At 54.7% G+C, this 16915-nt stretch carries 19 protein-coding genes; 14 read left to right on the top strand and 5 right to left on the bottom strand.

Going from position 1 to position 16915, the window contains the following annotated elements:
* Positions 1 to 3: 3 nt before the first annotated feature.
* Positions 4 to 516 (bottom strand): peptide deformylase, encoded by a 513-nt coding sequence (gene def / locus AB5Y71_RS05175; protein ID WP_005339694.1) that lies wholly within the window; start codon positions 514 to 516, stop codon positions 4 to 6.
* A 108-nt stretch (positions 517 to 624) separates the two neighbouring features.
* Here def and AB5Y71_RS05170 point away from each other — a divergent pair, with 108 nt between their 5' ends.
* The 9 genes from AB5Y71_RS05170 (at position 625) to AB5Y71_RS05130 (ending at position 7389) form a co-directional block, all read left to right on the top strand.
* Positions 625 to 1716, top strand: coding sequence for a LysM peptidoglycan-binding domain-containing protein (locus tag AB5Y71_RS05170; protein ID WP_167557389.1), 1092 nt, complete (start codon positions 625 to 627; stop codon positions 1714 to 1716).
* A 1-nt stretch (position 1717) separates the two neighbouring features.
* On the top strand, positions 1718 to 2833 hold the full coding sequence (dprA, locus tag AB5Y71_RS05165; RefSeq protein ID WP_368171133.1) for a DNA-processing protein DprA: 1116 nt from the start codon (positions 1718 to 1720) through the stop codon (positions 2831 to 2833).
* Positions 2826 to 3299, top strand: a complete 474-nt coding sequence (locus tag AB5Y71_RS05160; RefSeq protein ID WP_005339699.1) for a DUF494 family protein — start codon at positions 2826 to 2828, stop codon at positions 3297 to 3299. Before dprA ends, AB5Y71_RS05160 begins: the two co-directional genes overlap by 8 nt.
* A 55-nt stretch (positions 3300 to 3354) precedes the next feature.
* Complete coding sequence (locus AB5Y71_RS05155; protein ID WP_368171132.1) at positions 3355 to 3912, top strand: topoisomerase DNA-binding C4 zinc finger domain-containing protein; 558 nt, start codon at positions 3355 to 3357, stop codon at positions 3910 to 3912.
* Positions 3913 to 3986: 74 nt separating this feature from the next.
* Complete coding sequence (gene purE / locus AB5Y71_RS05150) at positions 3987 to 4490, top strand: 5-(carboxyamino)imidazole ribonucleotide mutase (RefSeq protein WP_005339704.1); 504 nt, start codon at positions 3987 to 3989, stop codon at positions 4488 to 4490.
* Positions 4491 to 4625: 135 nt separating this feature from the next.
* Positions 4626 to 5186: an L-threonylcarbamoyladenylate synthase gene (locus tag AB5Y71_RS05145; protein ID WP_110304141.1), complete on the top strand. Its 561-nt coding sequence runs from the start codon at positions 4626 to 4628 to the stop codon at positions 5184 to 5186.
* A gap of 112 nt (positions 5187 to 5298) precedes the next feature.
* Entirely contained in the window at positions 5299 to 6207 is a 909-nt protein-coding gene (hemF, locus tag AB5Y71_RS05140; protein WP_236322632.1) for an oxygen-dependent coproporphyrinogen oxidase, read from the top strand.
* Positions 6208 to 6310: 103 nt separating this feature from the next.
* Entirely contained in the window at positions 6311 to 7132 is an 822-nt protein-coding gene (gene aroE / locus AB5Y71_RS05135) for a shikimate dehydrogenase (protein ID WP_139412105.1), read from the top strand.
* Positions 7129 to 7389, top strand: coding sequence for a DUF1488 domain-containing protein (locus AB5Y71_RS05130; protein WP_227095651.1), 261 nt, complete (start codon positions 7129 to 7131; stop codon positions 7387 to 7389). Before aroE ends, AB5Y71_RS05130 begins: the two co-directional genes overlap by 4 nt.
* A gap of 776 nt (positions 7390 to 8165) precedes the next feature.
* On the opposite strand, the gene yihA is transcribed toward AB5Y71_RS05130, so the two are convergent.
* Positions 8166 to 8822 (bottom strand): ribosome biogenesis GTP-binding protein YihA/YsxC, encoded by a 657-nt coding sequence (yihA, locus tag AB5Y71_RS05125; RefSeq protein WP_064337553.1) that lies wholly within the window; start codon positions 8820 to 8822, stop codon positions 8166 to 8168.
* A gap of 142 nt (positions 8823 to 8964) precedes the next feature.
* On the opposite strand from yihA, the gene AB5Y71_RS05120 reads away from it, so the two are divergent.
* From AB5Y71_RS05120 to hemN, 4 genes are all read left to right on the top strand, one after another.
* On the top strand, positions 8965 to 9582 hold the full coding sequence (locus AB5Y71_RS05120; protein ID WP_005339710.1) for a cytochrome c: 618 nt from the start codon (positions 8965 to 8967) through the stop codon (positions 9580 to 9582).
* Between the two features lie 838 nt (positions 9583 to 10420).
* The gene (yihI, locus tag AB5Y71_RS05115) at positions 10421 to 11008 is read left to right on the top strand and encodes a Der GTPase-activating protein YihI (RefSeq protein WP_019445784.1); all 588 of its coding nucleotides are present in this window, start codon (positions 10421 to 10423) and stop codon (positions 11006 to 11008) included.
* Positions 11009 to 11019: 11 nt separating this feature from the next.
* Positions 11020 to 11460, top strand: coding sequence for a DUF2489 domain-containing protein (locus AB5Y71_RS05110; RefSeq protein ID WP_005339712.1), 441 nt, complete (start codon positions 11020 to 11022; stop codon positions 11458 to 11460).
* A 31-nt stretch (positions 11461 to 11491) separates the two neighbouring features.
* Positions 11492 to 12865, top strand: coding sequence for an oxygen-independent coproporphyrinogen III oxidase (gene hemN / locus AB5Y71_RS05105; RefSeq protein ID WP_368171131.1), 1374 nt, complete (start codon positions 11492 to 11494; stop codon positions 12863 to 12865).
* 737 nt (positions 12866 to 13602) lie between these two features.
* Here hemN and AB5Y71_RS05100 read toward each other — a convergent pair.
* The 3 genes from AB5Y71_RS05100 to AB5Y71_RS05090 all read right to left on the bottom strand — a co-directional run bounded on the left by AB5Y71_RS05100 (position 13603) and on the right by AB5Y71_RS05090 (position 14894).
* Complete coding sequence (locus AB5Y71_RS05100) at positions 13603 to 13971, bottom strand: hypothetical protein (RefSeq protein WP_005339715.1); 369 nt, start codon at positions 13969 to 13971, stop codon at positions 13603 to 13605.
* 1 nt (position 13972) lies between these two features.
* Positions 13973 to 14620 carry an AAA family ATPase gene (locus AB5Y71_RS05095; protein WP_005339716.1) on the bottom strand — a complete coding sequence of 216 codons (648 nt, stop codon included), beginning with the start codon at positions 14618 to 14620 and terminating at the stop codon, positions 13973 to 13975.
* A 97-nt stretch (positions 14621 to 14717) separates the two neighbouring features.
* Positions 14718 to 14894 (bottom strand): hypothetical protein, encoded by a 177-nt coding sequence (locus tag AB5Y71_RS05090; RefSeq protein ID WP_368171130.1) that lies wholly within the window; start codon positions 14892 to 14894, stop codon positions 14718 to 14720.
* Between the two features lie 747 nt (positions 14895 to 15641).
* Here AB5Y71_RS05090 and arcA point away from each other — a divergent pair.
* Entirely contained in the window at positions 15642 to 16862 is a 1221-nt protein-coding gene (gene arcA, locus AB5Y71_RS05085) for an arginine deiminase (protein WP_005339718.1), read from the top strand.
* Positions 16863 to 16915 lie beyond the last annotated feature (53 nt).

Genomic DNA, 16915 nt, shown 5'->3' with positions numbered 1-16915 from the left:
TCCTCAGAGGACTTTGCGATCTTCACGGGCCATCTTTTCCAGCTTCTGGCGAATGCGCTGGCGCTTGAGCGGGGACAAGTAATCAACAAACAGCTTGCCGACCAGATGATCCATCTCATGCTGGATGCAGATGGCGAGCAGATCATCGGCTTCCAGCTCGAACGGCTTGCCGTGGCGATCCAGGGCGCGGATTTTGATCTGTTCAGCGCGAGGCACCAGAGCACGGCTGCCGGGCACGGAGAGGCAACCCTCTTCAATGCCGGTGCTGCCGCACTGCTCGATGACCTCCGGATTGATCAATACCAGAGGATCTTCACGGTTTTCAGAGACATCGATCACTATGATGCGCTGGTGAATGTCGACCTGAGTCGCGGCCAGGCCAATGCCTTCCTCCGCGTACATGGTTTCGAACATATCATCTACAATCTGTTGTAACTCGGGTGTAAAGGTCTCGACAGGGGCTGCAACGGTGCGCAGGCGCTCATCGGGAAAACGCAATACATCTAGAATGGCCATAGTTTTTTCTTTAGTTTCGTATAAATGCAGTCAATATTGGCGTAATTCTAGTCATTTACGCCGACAAAAAACAGCAACACTTTGCGTACAGAAGTAACAGGGAGTGTTATGTATCTGAAGCAAACCATCCTCGCCTGCCTGCTGGTGACCGTGAGTCAGGCAGCAGTGGCCGATCAGCTGAGGCTGAAAGCGGGTTACCCCGAAAGCTATGTAGTGCAAAAAGGCGACACCCTGTGGGATATCTCCGGCAAGTATCTTTCCGAACCCTGGCTCTGGCCCCGTCTCTGGAATATCAATCCGCAGATTGCCAACCCTCACTGGATATACCCCGGTGATGTACTGCATCTGAGCTGGGTCAATGGTGAACCCCGGCTCGGCAAGGCGATGCACGGTGGCAAGCAAGTCATCCGTCTCGGCCCGAAAACCCGTTACGAGAACAAAGCCAACCCCATTCCGACCCTGCCTATCAGCGAGATAGGCCCCTTCCTGCAAACCGACCATATTCTGGCTGACAACCAGCAGCAGAAAACCTTGCCGTATCTGCTGGGGTCGGATCAGAAACATATCGGCATGCTGGAGGGGGACACCCTCTATGTACAGGGCTCCCTGACACCGGGGCAGGTCTATGGCATTTATCACCCCGGAGTGGTCTACAAGGATCGCGAAACCGGTGAACTGCTGGGCCAGGAGGCGATCTTTGCCGGTGTGGTGCGGGCCGTGGCGCGTCTTGATGGCGATCGGACCGAGGTGACTCTGACTCATAACCAGCGCGAAGTGCTGCAGGGCGACAAGGTGATGCCGCTGCCCGCTCAGGAGAACATGCCCGCCGTCTTCACACCGAAAGCGGCACCTGCCATCACGCCGGGCTATATCATCGATTTGCCGAATAAGACCCGGGGCGGTGGCAAGTTTGATGTGGTGCTGATCAACCGGGGTGGCCGCGATCAATTGGTCGCCGGGGATGTACTGGATGTCAGACGGCCCGGTGCTGCTCTGGTCACCAAGAATGGCGATGTACAGTACAAGGAACTCTCGTCGGTTTTTAACCGGGTGTTTTACAGCAGTAACAAGAAGGCACCACTGCCCTCTGAAGCGATTGCCCGTGTCATGTTGTTCAAGGTGTATGACAAGCTGAGTTACGGTCTCATCATGCAGAGTAACGACATGGTGAGTGCGGGCTATCAGGTCACTCACTTCTGACGTGAACTACCCCGACGCGCGTCTGGCGCTCTGGCTAACTCTCGATGCGGTCACCGGTATCGGTCCGGTGACCGCTGCACGTCTGTTGGAGCGGGCCGGGGGAAGTATTGAGACCCTGTTCCAGAGCGATGAAGCGCAACTGCATGGTATGGGGTTATCGTCAGAGCAGATCAAACAACTGCGCTGGCCCTCGCCAGTGGTTGAGCAGAGCCTGGCTTGGGCCGCTTTGCCTGACAATCTCCTTATTCCGCAAGATCACCCGATTTATCCACCCTTGTTGCGAGAAATTCCCGCGGCCCCCCTGTTGCTCTACTGTCGTGGCGATCTTGCTGCGCTATCGCGACCCCAGCTGGCAATGGTGGGGACACGCCATCCGACCTATGTAGGCAAAGATAATGCCTCCCGCCTTTGTAGCGAGCTGGTTGGATGCGGGCTGGCCATCACCTCGGGCCTTGCGCTCGGTATCGATGGTGTCTGCCATCAGCAAGCGCTGGCTGGTGGCGGTATCACCCTTGCCGTGTTGGGTTCCGGGCTGGATTGCCTCTACCCCAAACGCCACCAGGGGCTGGCAGGCCAGATTCTGGAGAGCGGTGGTTTGCTTATCTCCGAGCTGGCGCCGGATAAAGGACCGCTGGCTGAACATTTTCCTCGTCGCAACCGTATTATCAGTGGTCTGTCGCTGGGAACTCTGGTGGTGGAGGCGACCGAGCAGAGCGGTTCGCTGATCACCGCTCGCTATGCGCTTGAACAGGGGCGCGAAGTGTTTGCGGTACCCGGCGCCCCGCAAAATGCCCAGGCGATAGGGTGCAACAGATTAATTCAGCAGGGGGCCAAACTTGTGCTGAGTGCGGTCGATATAGTGGAAGAGCTGCCAGAGTGGGTCGCACGGCCACATTCGTCGGTCATACCATCTGAGCAACCGCATAATAGCGAATTGCCTTATGCCGATTTGTTGGATAACGTAGATTATGAGACCACGAGCGTGGATACCGTTGCCGAGCGGGCCCAGCTTCCTGTCGAAGTGGTATTGGGCAGGTTGGTAGAGCTGGAGCTGGCCGGTGCAGTGATGGCGGTAGCCGGTGGATACGTCAGAGCGAGGAGGGCGAATCATGTTTGATGTATTGATGTACCTTTTCGAGACCTACATCCACAGCGATGCAGATGTGATGGTCGAGCAGGATGAGCTCACCGACGAGTTGAGCCGGGCCGGTTTCGATAAAGAAGAGATCGACAAGGCGCTCGACTGGCTGGAGCGACTGGCCAATCTGCACGATAGCGAGCGGGAGGTCTATGTTACCGCCAGCGCACAAGGCTCGATGCGTATCTATGCTCCGCAAGAGCTGGCGCGGCTCAGCACCGAGTGCCGCGGCTTCCTGCTCTTTCTGGAACAGGCTCAAGTGCTGAATGCCGAAACCCGCGAGATCTGTATCGAGCGCCTGCTCGAGCTGGACAAGCCGGATATCGAGCTGGATGACCTGAAGTGGGTCGTCATGATGGTGCTGTTCAACGTACCGGGCAGTGAAAATGCCTACCAGCAGATGGAAGAGCTGGTGTTTGATGAGTCAGACGGCGTCATTCACTGACAGTCCGGTGCCGCGCTGGTAGAATTCAGGCCATCTGGATTTCAAGGCGCGGCCCATGTCAAAAATCGATCATCACCTCTTTTCAGCCCACGAACATGCCTTCGAGCGCGAGCCGTGCCCGCAGTGCGGGGCCGAGCTGGTGATCCGCCAGGGCAAACATGGCCCCTTTCTTGGCTGTTCTGCCTATCCTGCCTGTGATTACGTCCGCTCCCTGACGCCATCCGGCCGCGACATCGAAAAGGTGCTCGAAGGCTCTGCTTGTCCCGATTGCGGAGAGCCGCTGGCGATCAAGAAGGGGCGTTACGGTCTCTTTGTCGGTTGTACCCAGTATCCGGCCTGCCAGCATATCGAATCCCTGCAGGAGAGCGATGATACCCAGATCCTCTGCCCCGAGTGCGGCAAGGGGCATCTGGTGAGCCGTACCTCCCGCTACGGCAAGCAGTTTTACTCCTGTGATGGCTATCCCCATTGCAAATATGTGGTGAACGACAAGCCGATCCCCATGCCTTGTCCCGCGTGTGGCTGGGGCATCATGATCGAGAAAAAAGTGAGGGGAACTCTGCGTTGGGTCTGTCCGCAAAAGAAATGCGGCCACCAAAGTGAGCAGGTATAATCCCGCCGCCGCAACCGGATTGAAACGTTTTCGGTGAACTTCAACCCCCCACTTGGAGTAAGGAAATTCCCACCATGAATAAACCCTTTGTTGCCGTATTGATGGGCTCTGATTCTGATTTCCCCGTGATGCAGACCACCCTCGAGGTGCTCAAGTCATTTGATATCGCAGTGGAAGTCAAAGTCACCTCCGCGCACCGCACGCCGGCTGCGACTCATCAGTATGTGACCGATGCCGAGGCCCGTGGCTGCAAGGTCTTTATCTGTGCTGCCGGTCTGGCAGCGCATCTGGCGGGTGCCGTAGCCGGCATCACGACTCGTCCTGTGATCGGGGTACCCATCGATGGTGGCCCGCTCAAGGGGCTGGATGCGCTGCTCTCCACCGTGCAGATGCCGGGTGGTGTACCGGTGGCGACCGTGGCGATCGGCAAAGCCGGTGCCAAGAACGCAGGTTATCTGGCAGCCCAGATGCTGGCAGTAGCCGATGATGAACTGGCGGCCAAGGTTCGGGCCGAACGCCAGAAGAATGCCGAAGAGGTGATGGCCAAGGATGCCGCCCTGCAGGCTCAACTCAAGTAAGTGAACGGGTGGCGATCCGGATGTGTCGTATTTTTCCTGTGCAACAGCAACACGTCACTTTGCCATGGTCGCCGCCATACGGATTCAACTTGCTACTAAGTGACGAGGCGGCAGCCAGGCTGCCGCATTTTTCCTATGCCAAATGAATTTGAACAGGCAGTTGCCGCCCTCCAGCAGGAAGGGGTGATTGCCTATGCGACCGAGGCCGTGTTTGGTCTGGGATGTGATCCCGACTCCGAAGTGGCGGTGCAGCGACTGCTGGCCATCAAACAGCGTCCGGTTGAGAAGGGGTTGATCCTGATTGCTGCCGACGTAGAGCAATTGCAGGATTACATCGATCTGAGCCAACTTAGCGGTGAGCAATTGGCTCTGGTTGAAGCCAGCTGGCCCGGCCCCTTTACCTGGATCATGCCTGCCCGTGCAACGACGCCGGCCTGGCTGACCGGGCAGTTCGAGACCCTCGCGGTACGCGTGACGGCTCATCCTCAGGTGCAGGCGTTGTGCCGTGCCTTTGGCAAGCCGCTGGTCTCTACCAGCGCCAACCTGACCGGTGAGGAGCCTGCCCGTCGGGTGGCCGATATTGGTGAGCGGCTGGCAAGCAAGTTGGCCTATATCCTGCCCGGTGAAGTGGGTGGTCAAGCCAACCCCTCCGAGATCAAGGACGCCAGAACCGGCGCCATTATTCGCCCCTCCTGAGCAGGCGGATACGTCATGATTTGCCATCAATCCGCTGAGCGGTGAGCTCATCGGATTGATTTAACTATAAAAATGGACAGGGCATTCACGATCCTGCCTGACTGGAGACAAGATGAGCAAACCGGATGTGGCCCAGGTCAAGGCCTTCCTGTTGCAGTTGCAGGACGAGATCTGCCGTGGTCTGGAGCAGGCCGATGGCAGTGGACACTTTGTGGAAGATGCCTGGAGCCGTGAAGGCGGTGGCGGTGGTCGCACCCGTGTGCTGCGCCACGGTGCGGTGATCGAGCAGGGGGGCGTCAACTTCTCCCATGTCTATGGCGATGCCATGCCTGCCTCTGCTACAGCCCATCGGCCAGAGTTGGCCGGTCGCAAGTTCGAGGCGATGGGCGTGTCGCTGGTGATCCATCCGCACAACCCCTATGTGCCGACCAGCCACGCCAATGTCCGTTTCTTCATTGCCGAGAAGGAAGGCGAAGATCCCATTTGGTGGTTTGGCGGTGGCTTCGATTTGACGCCCTTCTACCCGTTTGCCAAGGATGTCCAGCATTGGCATCAGGTCTCCCGTGATCTCTGCCAGCCCTTTGGTGATGAGATCTACCCCGAGTTCAAATCCTGGTGCGATCGCTACTTCTTCCTCAAGCACCGCAATGAGACGCGGGGGGTGGGCGGTCTCTTCTTCGACGATCTGAATCGCTGGCCTTTTGCCGACTGCTTTGCCTTTATGCAGGCGGTAGGTCGGGGTTATCTCGATGCCTACCTGCCGATCATCGAACGACGCAAGGCGCTGCCCTATGGCGAGCGGGAGCGGGAGTTCCAGCTCTATCGTCGCGGCCGTTATGTGGAGTTCAATCTGGTGTATGACCGGGGCACCCTGTTCGGGTTGCAGACCGGCGGACGTACCGAGTCGATCCTGATGTCGATGCCACCGCTGGCACGTTGGGAGTATGACTGGCAGCCACAGGCGGGCACTCCTGAAGCCTTGCTCTACACCGATTACCTCACGCCGCGAGAATGGCTGTGACCTGAGGGACCATGATGGTCCCTTTTTACTGGCCGTTATTCGGCTTGTTCCCGAGTGCGAAAACCCGTTAAATCGGAATATTGCCTTCTGATGGAACTCTTTGATGGATCGTTATCTGGTTTTTGGCCACCCGGTGCGCCACAGCAAGTCCCCCTTCATTCATACCCTGTTTGCCAGACAAACTCAGCAAGAGCTGGAGTATGGTCTGGCTGAACCTGACGTCGACGAGTTTGCCCAAGCCCTGCGCACCTTCTTTGACCAAGGGGGCAAGGGATGCAATGTCACCGTTCCCTTCAAGGAGCAGGCATTCACTCTGGTCGATTGCTTGAGCCCGAGGGCCAAGCGGGCGGGCGCGGTTAATACCATCAAGCTGACCGATGATGGTGTGTTGCTGGGGGATAATACCGATGGCGCCGGTCTGGTCGCCGATCTCAAGTCCCATGGTGTGACGCTGGCGGATAGCCGGATCCTGCTGCTGGGTGCCGGTGGCGCTGCTCGCGGTGCATTGGCGCCGCTGCTGGCTGAGTTGCCGAGCGAGCTGGTGATCGCCAACCGTACCCACACAAAAGCGCAACAGTTGGCTGCCGAATTCCACGATCTGGGGCCTGTGACTGCTCAGACCTATGAGCAGTTGGCAGGGCCATTCGATCTCGTCATCAACTCTACCTCCGCCAGCCTGCAAGGAGAGCTGCCGTCGTTGGCCCCTGCCCTGATCCACGCTGATATTGCCATCTACGACATGATGTATGGCGCCTCGGATACGGCGTTTATCAGTTGGGCCAAACAGCATGGGGCCCGTCAAACCATGGATGGACTCGGCATGCTGGTGGAACAGGCCGCCGAAGCGTTTACCGTGTGGCGCGGAATTCGTCCCGGGACTAAACAGGTATTGAGAGAGTTGAAGCGTAACTTGGGGGTGATATGAACCAGGGTATTCTGTTTCCCGACCTGATGGAGTGGCAGGCTGACGAACAGCGGGTGCGTTTTCCTGCCCAGCAGATGGGGGCGCTGATTGATTGTTACATTAGCCAGCGGCGGCTGGAGAGAATGACAGGTCTGGCGCTGACGAGAGAGGATGACATCGTCAGAGCCTTCGAAAGTGTACGTTTTGATATTGAAGAGATGGCTGAAAAACTCATTGAAGAACAAGAGTTTGCTGAAGATGGTGCTATCTATCTCTGATTTTTCAAAGTTTTTTTGTTTTGTAGCGGAACTACTTTGAAATGGCGCTGACTAACTAGATAGTTGAGGAAGTGCTAGCTAGTCACCTTTATAACTCCCCGGTATTCGTACTGGGGATTTTTTTATCTACATGAAAGTAAAAGGTTTTTTATTAATCTGTAAGTTGTGAAACTAAATTACATAAATTACTTTCACTTTCTGCTGCTTTGCTGTACAGTTGTCTGCGTAGGGTACAGAGGTAAGATGTTCTATCTTTCAGACCTTTTATTTCACGTAATTGAATGTGGCTGAATAGCTGCCCCGATGAGGTTCTCGTCGGGGTGTTTTTTTATGCGTGCCATTTAGAGTAAATGCTTTAAATTGGCGATGCATTTGATAGAATGAGGCTGCTTCTTGAGGAATACCTGTCGTCTGGTACTCAAGATTCAGCTTCTTCCCAATTTTTTGAACTTATTATTTCAGGCTGGATGGCATCACTGTCGTCCGGCCTCATTTTTATCCCTTTCGGTTAGGTTTTGTAATTAAATTTCATTTTTGTCTCTTTTTGTAATTATTGTTCGTTTTGAAAGAACGAATTTGAAAACGCTATCAACGCCTACTTAAGTTAATTATTTATGTGAATTAACTGCCTATCTATATGAACTGTAAGCGGTAATGGATATAGCAAGGGAGCTGAATACGGGGTGTTTGTCGTGAGGCAGGTGAAAGCGACAATCTGAAACCCTTTCAATCAGCGGAGGAGTGCTCCGCCAATTGCAAGGAGAGCGAGGAGTAGATTACTCCTCGGCAGGTTGCTGTTCGTCAGCGTTCAGCAGGTCGGTATCGTCACCACTGACGTACCATTCGGTCAGGGTTTTCGCCAGCTTCTCCACACCGATATTGGTGAGAGAGGAGAATGCTTCGACCTGGATCTGGGAACCGAGGTTGGCAACGGCCTGGCGCACCTTGATCACCTGGTTGTTGCGCGGGCCGGGGCTCAATTTGTCAGCCTTGGTCAGCAGCAGCATGACGGGCAACTGACGGTGCGAGCTCCACTCCAGCATGTTCATGTCGGTATCTTTGAGCGGGTGGCGGATGTCCATCAGGATCACCAGGCCTTTCAATGACTCACGGCGCTGCAGATACTCTGCCAGTGACTTTTGCCACTTGAGCTTCATTTCCAGTGGAACTTGCGCATAACCATAACCCGGCAAGTCGACCAGACGCTTGCCCGGTTCCAGCTCAAACAGGTTGATCAGCTGGGTACGACCGGGTGTCTTACTGGTGCGCGCTAGGTTCTTGTGTTTGGTTAAGGTGTTCAATGCAGATGACTTACCGGCGTTGGAACGGCCGGCAAACGCGATCTCGACACCCCCATCATTTGGCAGGTGACGGATGTCGGGTGCGCTGGTCACAAAATGCACCTTATTGAAATTCAGAGTTTGTGTATCCAACGTAAATTCCCCATGGAGATAGAGGGTTGTAGAGTTACTTTTTTGTAAAATGGTGTAAAATAGCGTCGCTTAAACGCGTTTATTTTAACATGCCTTCAGCGGCATGGGATCTGGAAGCCTAATAACGAAAAGTTGGAACGCCATGAAGAACCTAGTCATTACTCTTGCTCTGATGGTTGGCGTAACGGGGATGGCACAAGCCAAGGGCGATGCCGCTGCGGGACAGACCAAGGCTGCCGTTTGTGCGGCTTGTCATGGACCGGACGGAAACAGCCTGGTTGATATGTACCCCAAAATTGCTGGTCAGCACGCATCATATATCAAAAAGCAGTTAGTTGAACTGAAGGCTGCCGCTTCTGGTCAAATTGGCCGGGTTGCGCCAGTGATGGGGCCGATGGCGTTACCTTTGTCGGAACAGGACATGGATGACCTGGCGGCTTATTTCTCCAGCCTGAAGGTTACCCCTATCGCTGTCCCTGACGACGTGGTCGAAGCGGGCAAGGCACTCTATATGGGTGGTGACATGAGTCGCGGTCTGGCAGCTTGTACGGCTTGCCATGGTCCCCGTGGCTCGGGTGTCGAACAGGCGAAGTATCCAAACCTGTCCGGCCAGCATCCTGCCTATATCAAGGCTCAGCTCACCGCATTCCGTGCCGGGACGCGTGACAACGATCCGAATGGCATGATGCGGGACGTTGCCAAGAAACTGACGGATCAGGATATCGAAGCCCTCTCCAAATATGTGGCGGGTCTGCACTGATATAGTCGATACGGTCGATTTGAGTTGAAACGGGGAGCCTGGGCTCCCCGTTGTTTTTATGGCGTTCAGATAATTCTCGGTTTAATCCCCCCATTCTGTAAGAGATCTCCCATTCTCAAGGCAGGCCAAGGCTCATAAAATTGCATAAAATATTAAATAATCATTATTTATCAATAAATTATATGAATATTGATATTTTTAGACATGTTGAGAATGTTTTGGGTGGATTGAGCCGCTTTATAGAGTTGGTACAGTAGGTTTAATGGATTCACCCATGGATTGGGTGGCGGTTTCACGACAGGGTGTTGTGAGCAGAGGATGGCTGGCGTGGCGGGATGCCATGGGCTCGGATGAGCTGGCAAAGGATTGAAGGATCAGGATGGTGACCATCTCCGGAGCGGGATGGGGTTGCGGGATGCAGACTCCCCGGCACGATGGCAGGATGCGGTCGAGACGGGTCAAACAGGCACACGCACATTCAGGAACGACCAATATAAGGTCAGGATGACCACACAACGATATGATGCGGCGACAAGTTGTCACGGAGAGGACGAAACAGATTGTTTTGCCATTCAGGATGGCGCACGCATGAACATATCAAGGCAGCTTCGGCTGCCTTTTTTCTTTTGGGTCATTAACCCGATCAGCCATTCTGTGTCAAAATACCAGCAACATGCCCAGAGGATACCGATCCTGCGGTGTTCAGTGGCCTGATTGGGCCTGATTGGTGCGGGATCCTGCTCTACTGTTCCAGCCTTACTGTTCCTCGCATCGTATCCCACCGGGTGAGATCATCCCGGGTACGGGTCAAACCAGTTATTTTCGGAGTTAGCCATTCATGTCTGCCAAACAACCCACTCGCAAGCCTACTGGCAAGCGCAAAGAATCTGATGTCAGTGCTCAGGAAGGCCGTGAGCGTAAACGGGCTGCCAAGCGAAAGGGCCTGAAGGCTGGTTCTCGTCAGCAAGTTGAACAGCCGAAGAACAAGTCTGGCAACAGCCAGTCCAAAGATCCGCGTATCGGTTCCCGCAAGCCGGTAGTTCTGGTGGTGGATGACAAACAGAAGAAGCCGGCAGCACCCAAGGCGGTGAAAGAGAAGAAGCTGGTGATGACGCCCGAGCAGGAGCTGGCTTCCATCGAAAACGATGACCGCTTGAATGATCTGCTGGATCGTCTTGATGCCGGTGAAACCCTGGAAGCGGCCGAGCAGGCCTGGGTTGATCAGCGTGTCGACCGTTATCAGGAGCTGATGGATGAGCTGGGCATCATCGACAACGACGATGATGAAGATGACGAGCTGCCGTTTGATGATGGTGATGACGCCGAGTTCGATGAGCAGAAACCGGCCTCCGAAGAGGAGCTGTGGGACCGTTTCAACCAGGTCGATTTCAAGCCGGAACCCAAGCCTGAGCCGAAGAAAAAGTGATGAGTGGATGGATGCTGGCCGCCCTGTTGGGCGGCCTGATTTTGTCAGGGTTGGCCATCTATGCAGGCATGCTGCTGGCCAGGCTGAGACGGCAGCAAGCGATGCAGTGGCAGGCTATAACTGCTCGCAATGAGCGAATTCTGGAGAGCGTACGGGTCATTGCCCATGCGGTGCAGGAGGGGCAGTGCGATTACTCCGAAGGCGCCATTCGGCTGACCAATCTGCTGGATGCGTTGCAGATCAAGGGGGGGCGAGCATTCGTTGCCGAGTTCCCGGGTCTGTACGGGCTGTATGAGAAGGTGAAAGATATGCCGACTCATGAGGCCAGACGTGCCCTCAAGCGCAATGAAGTGATGAAGATGGATCTCGAACGCAGCGGCTACGAGGCCGAGCTGGAGGCCCAGATCCTCAAGGATGTGGCCCAGCTGAAGGATTTTCAGTTAGGTCGGTGAGCCAACAATAACAACAAGAGAGGAAGCGAGCGTGCAAGCAGAACAGATTGTGTGGGATCAGGCCCTGATCGAAAAATATAACTACAGTGGCCCGCGATACACCTCTTATCCCACTGCGCTGGAGTTCAACGAGAGCTTCGGCTATCCGGATTTTGTCCGCGCTGCCGGCCAGTATCCTGAGCGTAATCTGTCGCTCTACGTGCATATCCCTTTCTGTCACAAGCTCTGCTACTACTGCGGCTGCAACAAGGTCATTACCCGTCATCAGCACAAGGCTGACGAGTATCTCGACTACCTGGAGCAGGAGATCAAGGCGCAAGCCCCGCTCTTCAAGCACCGTCTGGTCACCCAGCTGCACTGGGGTGGCGGTACACCCACCTATCTGGATGAAGCGCAAACGCGCCGTCTGATGGCCATGCTGCGTGAGCACTTCCATTTCGCCGAAGAGGGGGAGTTCAGCATCGAGGTCGATCCGCGCGAGATTGCCATTACCATGCTGGATGTGCTGCGAGATGTCGGCTTCAATCGCATCAGCCTTGGGGTGCAGGACTTCAACAAGGATGTACAGGTCGCGGTCAACCGCGAGCAGGACAACGACTTTATTAAAGCCATGTTGGAACGAGCCCGTGAACTTGGCTTCCGCTCGACCAACCTCGACCTTATCTATGGCCTGCCGCATCAGGATCGTGCCAGCTTCCACCATACGCTGGAAGAGGTGCTCAAGACGGATCCGGCGCGCCTCTCCATTTTCAACTATGCCCATCTGCCGAGCCGCTTTGCCGCCCAGCGCAAGTTGAAAGAGGTGGATATGCCTGCGCCGCAGGAGAAACTGGCCATGCTGCAGGACACCATCGCCTTCCTCACCGGTCAGGGTTACCAGTTTATCGGCATGGATCATTTTGCCAAACCCGATGACGAGCTGGCCGTGGCGCAGCGCGAGGGCAAGCTGCACCGCAACTTCCAGGGCTATACCACTCAAGGTGATTGTGATCTGCTGGGGTTGGGTGTCTCCTCCATCTGCATGATCGGTGATGCCTATTCCCAGAACCAGAAAGAGCTCAAGGCGTATTACGCACAGGTTGCAGAGCTGGGTCATGCCCAGTGGAAAGGCTGCTCGCTCAATCAGGATGACCTGATCCGCCGTGAGGTGATCAAGCGGCTCATCTGTGATTTCCGTCTGAACTTTGCCGCTGTCGAACAGGCGCATGGGCTCAATTTCAGAGAGTATTTTGCCGACGATCTCAAGCTGCTGCAGACCTTCATCAACGATGGATTGGTGCGTATGACGGAGGATGGTCTGGAGGTCTCCTCCACGGGGCAGCTGCTGATCCGCAATATCTGCATGTGCTTCGACGTGTACCTGCGCAACAAGGCGCGTCAGCAGCAGTTCTCTCGCGTGATATAAGCTTGTTTGCCGATTAGAAAACATAGAAGGGCGCTATCGTGGCGCCCCTTTCATATGTATTTTTGCTTAAGCAGCGGGTCGGGAAGGTTCTGGTAAGAAGTCTCTGCGCTGAGGCAAGCAATTGAGAGCCAAGCAAGGTGATGGTGAAACGCAGATAAAAAGATGGGGGCGACTTGCGTCGCCCCCGGTAGTCGTATCGCTCAGATCCTTGAACGAAGTTGCTCCCTGCAATCCCTGACTGTTTACCTCTTCCTTTAGGTTTCCCCTTCCCAATCCTTTGGGGTGTCCTTTAGCCATCTTGGCCTGACGAGTCATCCTGTCCCGTCGCACTTTCTCCGTCCCGGGAGGTGTCCTTTACCACATCCTGTGGTGAGTCCATTTGCCCAACCCTGGCAGCCAGTCTTCCTGACCGACTTCATTGCGTCCGTGCATGAGTAACTATAAGGATTTTCTAACCGGCTACAACGCCAGATTGGAAAACGTTTTTGTCATTAGCTGTTTCGAAAGTGATGAGTTTCGATTTATTCATTTATAAACAGCTAGTTAAGTTTATCGTCTTCATGTTTTAAGATCTTATCTTCCGATTATTTCGGGGATCTTTTCGGCTGTTGGCTTACATATGGAATGGCAGATCTCTTACACGGCGTTTTGGTTGCTTCAGAAACAGATGTTGCAGTCTGATGATGGTCATTAGGGGTGAGTTGGTGAGGCACACAAAGAGCGGCTGAATGGAGAAATTATGAGCGCTGGTTGAGTCGCTCATAGATGGTCTGGCGCTCCTCAGGAGTCAGCGAAGAGAAGTAGTGGGTAAAGAGGCGCAGCAACAGGGACTTGTTCATGCCATCTTGCTGGGTCAGATTACCCAGCTCGTCGATGGCCACCGTGCTCATGGAGAAGGTGGCTTTTTTGTAGCTGGGCTTCAGGTGCTCGCCGCTCTCGATAAAGGCCAGCGCCGACAAGGCTTCGTCACGATGCAGGCCCAGTTCAAGGCTGACCACCTTGGGTTTGCCCTTGGCGTAGAACTCCGCATCTTCGATAAATTCGTCGACGGTGAACTTCTTCTGGTGATGCAACTGGTGCTTTTTCTTCAGATCGGCCAGACCCATCTCACACCCCCACTTGCAGGAACTCTTTGGCGATGGCCCGGATCTCTTCGGCGGATTTGCCATCCGGCTCGATCTCCATCACCGACAGTCCCTTCTCTTCGCTGTCGTCATAGACGTTGCGGCCATAGGTGATGGCGTTCAGGACGTCGACACCGAACGAGGAGCAAACCTCTTTCGCTTCGAGAATGCGTTTTACCTGATTGGGCAGGGCGGGGCACTGGGTCAGCACTACTGCTGCATTGAGGGTCGGGTTGACCATCTTGCAGGTGGTGATGAGATCTTCCATGTGGGGCAGGGTCTTGAGGTCGCGGCGTTTCGGGCGCAAGGGGATAAGGGCGTGGGTGGCGACAGCCATGGTGGAGCGCAGCGCCCGGTTGTCTTGCCCGCCGCAATCGACGATGACGTAGTCGTAGCGGTTTTTCAGGCTGAGCAGGTCGTTGCGAATATTGCCATAGAGCTGCACGCAGTTGATTTGTGGTAGCTCCGGGTTGTCGTTGCGTTCCTGAATCCAGTCAGAGGTGGTGCGCTGCGGGTCGCAGTCGACCAGTAACACCTCCCCCTGAAATTGGGATCTGAGGTAGACCGCCAGATTTTGTGCCAGGCAGCTCTTGCCACTCCCCCCCTTCTCTCCACCGACCAACAAGATCATGACGTTCCCCTATCCATGAGAAAACCGCTGATTTCAGTATAGGAGGGGCCTGTCTCATCACAAGGCGAGAGGAGTGATGCTCCTCTCGTTGTTTCGACTAGTAATGAACGCTGCCTCCCTGCCAGCGGCAGACATAGTCAGGCACCAGCATCTGGGGGGCCTTGTCAACATGGCATACCACCATGGGCACGGCAGGGGCTCCTTCAGCCTGACTGAGGGTGGGGAGCGCAGAGAGCAGCAAAGTCGCGAGCAGCAGCATGGGTTTCATCTTCATAACAACTCCTTGGTAGTGCCATTCCTGTGTGATCTGGATCACTTTCTGAGTTAAGTCGAGGTTGGCGCCAGTGCAAGGTGAGACGAATAAATTCAATTAATGAAAAAAGTATCAAAAGGCGTTGTGATGACCGACGAGGATGGCTGCCCACCTTGATGCGGACTTTGTGCATATTAAGTTGAACCGCACAAAGAGGTGGTGACTTATGAGGCCGAGCCTGATGGGGTTGGCATCAATGCCATGATCTGGAACAAGAAAAGATTTATGCAGTGAATGTGGTCGATGTGAGTATTTATTTCTCCCGCATTCCTCCCGTCACGGCGATGTATTCAATACCTAGGAAGTAATATTCAAATTCTATTTGTAAAGTTATTTATGGTAATGATTTTTAATGGTTTTTGTTATTTGTATTTAATCACTCCAGTGAACTGGCATGAATAAAAAATGAATCAATCTGAAATATAGCAGGGTGGTTTTGCATGGTTATTCGGTTTGCCTTGTGTGGAAAATGCGCAATTTGCTACCGGGGTCATAGATTGGATGGTGAATATATTCAGTTCTGATTGAATGTGATCAATGTCTAAGTTTGTTGTGATTCGCAGGGCTAACCTCGGTCTCGAAAGGCAAGGGCAGGATAGAACACAAGCCGATTACCCTACATAAAGAATATCCCGCCTTAGCCACGAGCATGAATAGAAGGAATCTATTCAATCACTCGCAGGGACCATTGCTAGACGGAATATAATCATGAGCAAATTTTATGTAGGTTCTGAAGTTGGCCAATTGCGCCGTGTCATGTTGCACCGCCCCAACCTCAGTCTGAAGCGTCTGACTCCTTCCAACTGCCAGGATCTGCTGTTCGATGACGTCCTGTCTGTTGAACGTGCCGGTCAGGAGCACGACAAATTCGCTCAGGTACTGCGCGATCAGAATGTCGAAGTTTTCCTGCTGACCAATCTGCTGGCGGAAACCCTGGATGTGCCGGAAGCCAAAACCTGGCTGCTGCAACATCAGGTCTCCGACTATCGCCTCGGCTCTTCTTTTGCCAACGACGTGCGCTGCTTCCTGGCTGACATGCCGCATCGCGAATTGGCCCGCATTCTCTCCGGCGGCCTGACCTACTCCGAGATGCCCTACAGCGGCGTCAACATGGTAGTGGGCATGCACGCTCCGACCGATTTCATCATCGAGCCGCTGCCCAACCACCTCTTTACCCGTGACACCTCCTGCTGGGTTTACGGTGGCGTCTCCATCAACCCGATGGCCAAGCCGGCTCGTCGCCGCGAGACCAACCATGTGAAGGCCATCTACCGCTGGCACCCGATGTTTGCCGGTCAGGACTTCATCAAGTACTTCGGTGACGAGGAGCGTGACTACGACAACTCCACCATCGAGGGTGGCGACGTACTGGTGATCGGCCGCGGCGCCGTGCTGATCGGCATGTCCGAGCGCACCACCCCGCAAGGTGTCGAGCACCTGGCTCGCAGCTTGTTCAAACATGGTCAGGCCAAGCAGGTCATCGCTATGGAGCTGCCGAAACACCGCAGCTGCATGCACCTGGATACCGTCATGACCCACATGGATATCGACACCTTCTCCGTCTATCCGGAAGTGATCCGCAAGGATGTGCAGTGCTGGAGCCTGACTCCGGGCGGCGCTACTGGCATGAACATCAAGGAAGAGGGTTACTTCGTCACCGCTATCGAGAAAGCACTGGGCGTGGATCAGCTGAAGATCATCACCACTGGCGGTGACAGCTTCGAAGCCGAGCGCGAGCAGTGGAACGACGCCAACAACGTACTGACAGTACGTCCCGGCGTGGTGGTGGGTTACGAGCGCAATACCTACACCAATGAGAAATATGACAAAGCCGGTATCACAGTCCTCTCCATCCCGGGTGATGAACTGGGCCGTGGCCGCGGCGGCGCCCGCTGCATGAGCTGCCCGATGGAACGCGACAGCATCTGATGAGACGGCGTGGCGCTGGCAGAAGCTGGCGCCACACAGAACCAAACTCGAGA

Origin of the sequence: Aeromonas sp. R9-2, from assembly GCF_040908025.1 — a bacterium.
In the GTDB taxonomy this organism is placed as follows: Bacteria; Pseudomonadota; Gammaproteobacteria; order Enterobacterales; family Aeromonadaceae; genus Aeromonas; species Aeromonas veronii.
Note: the sequence above shows the minus strand (reverse complement) of the source record. Positions and strands in the feature narration are given on the sequence as shown.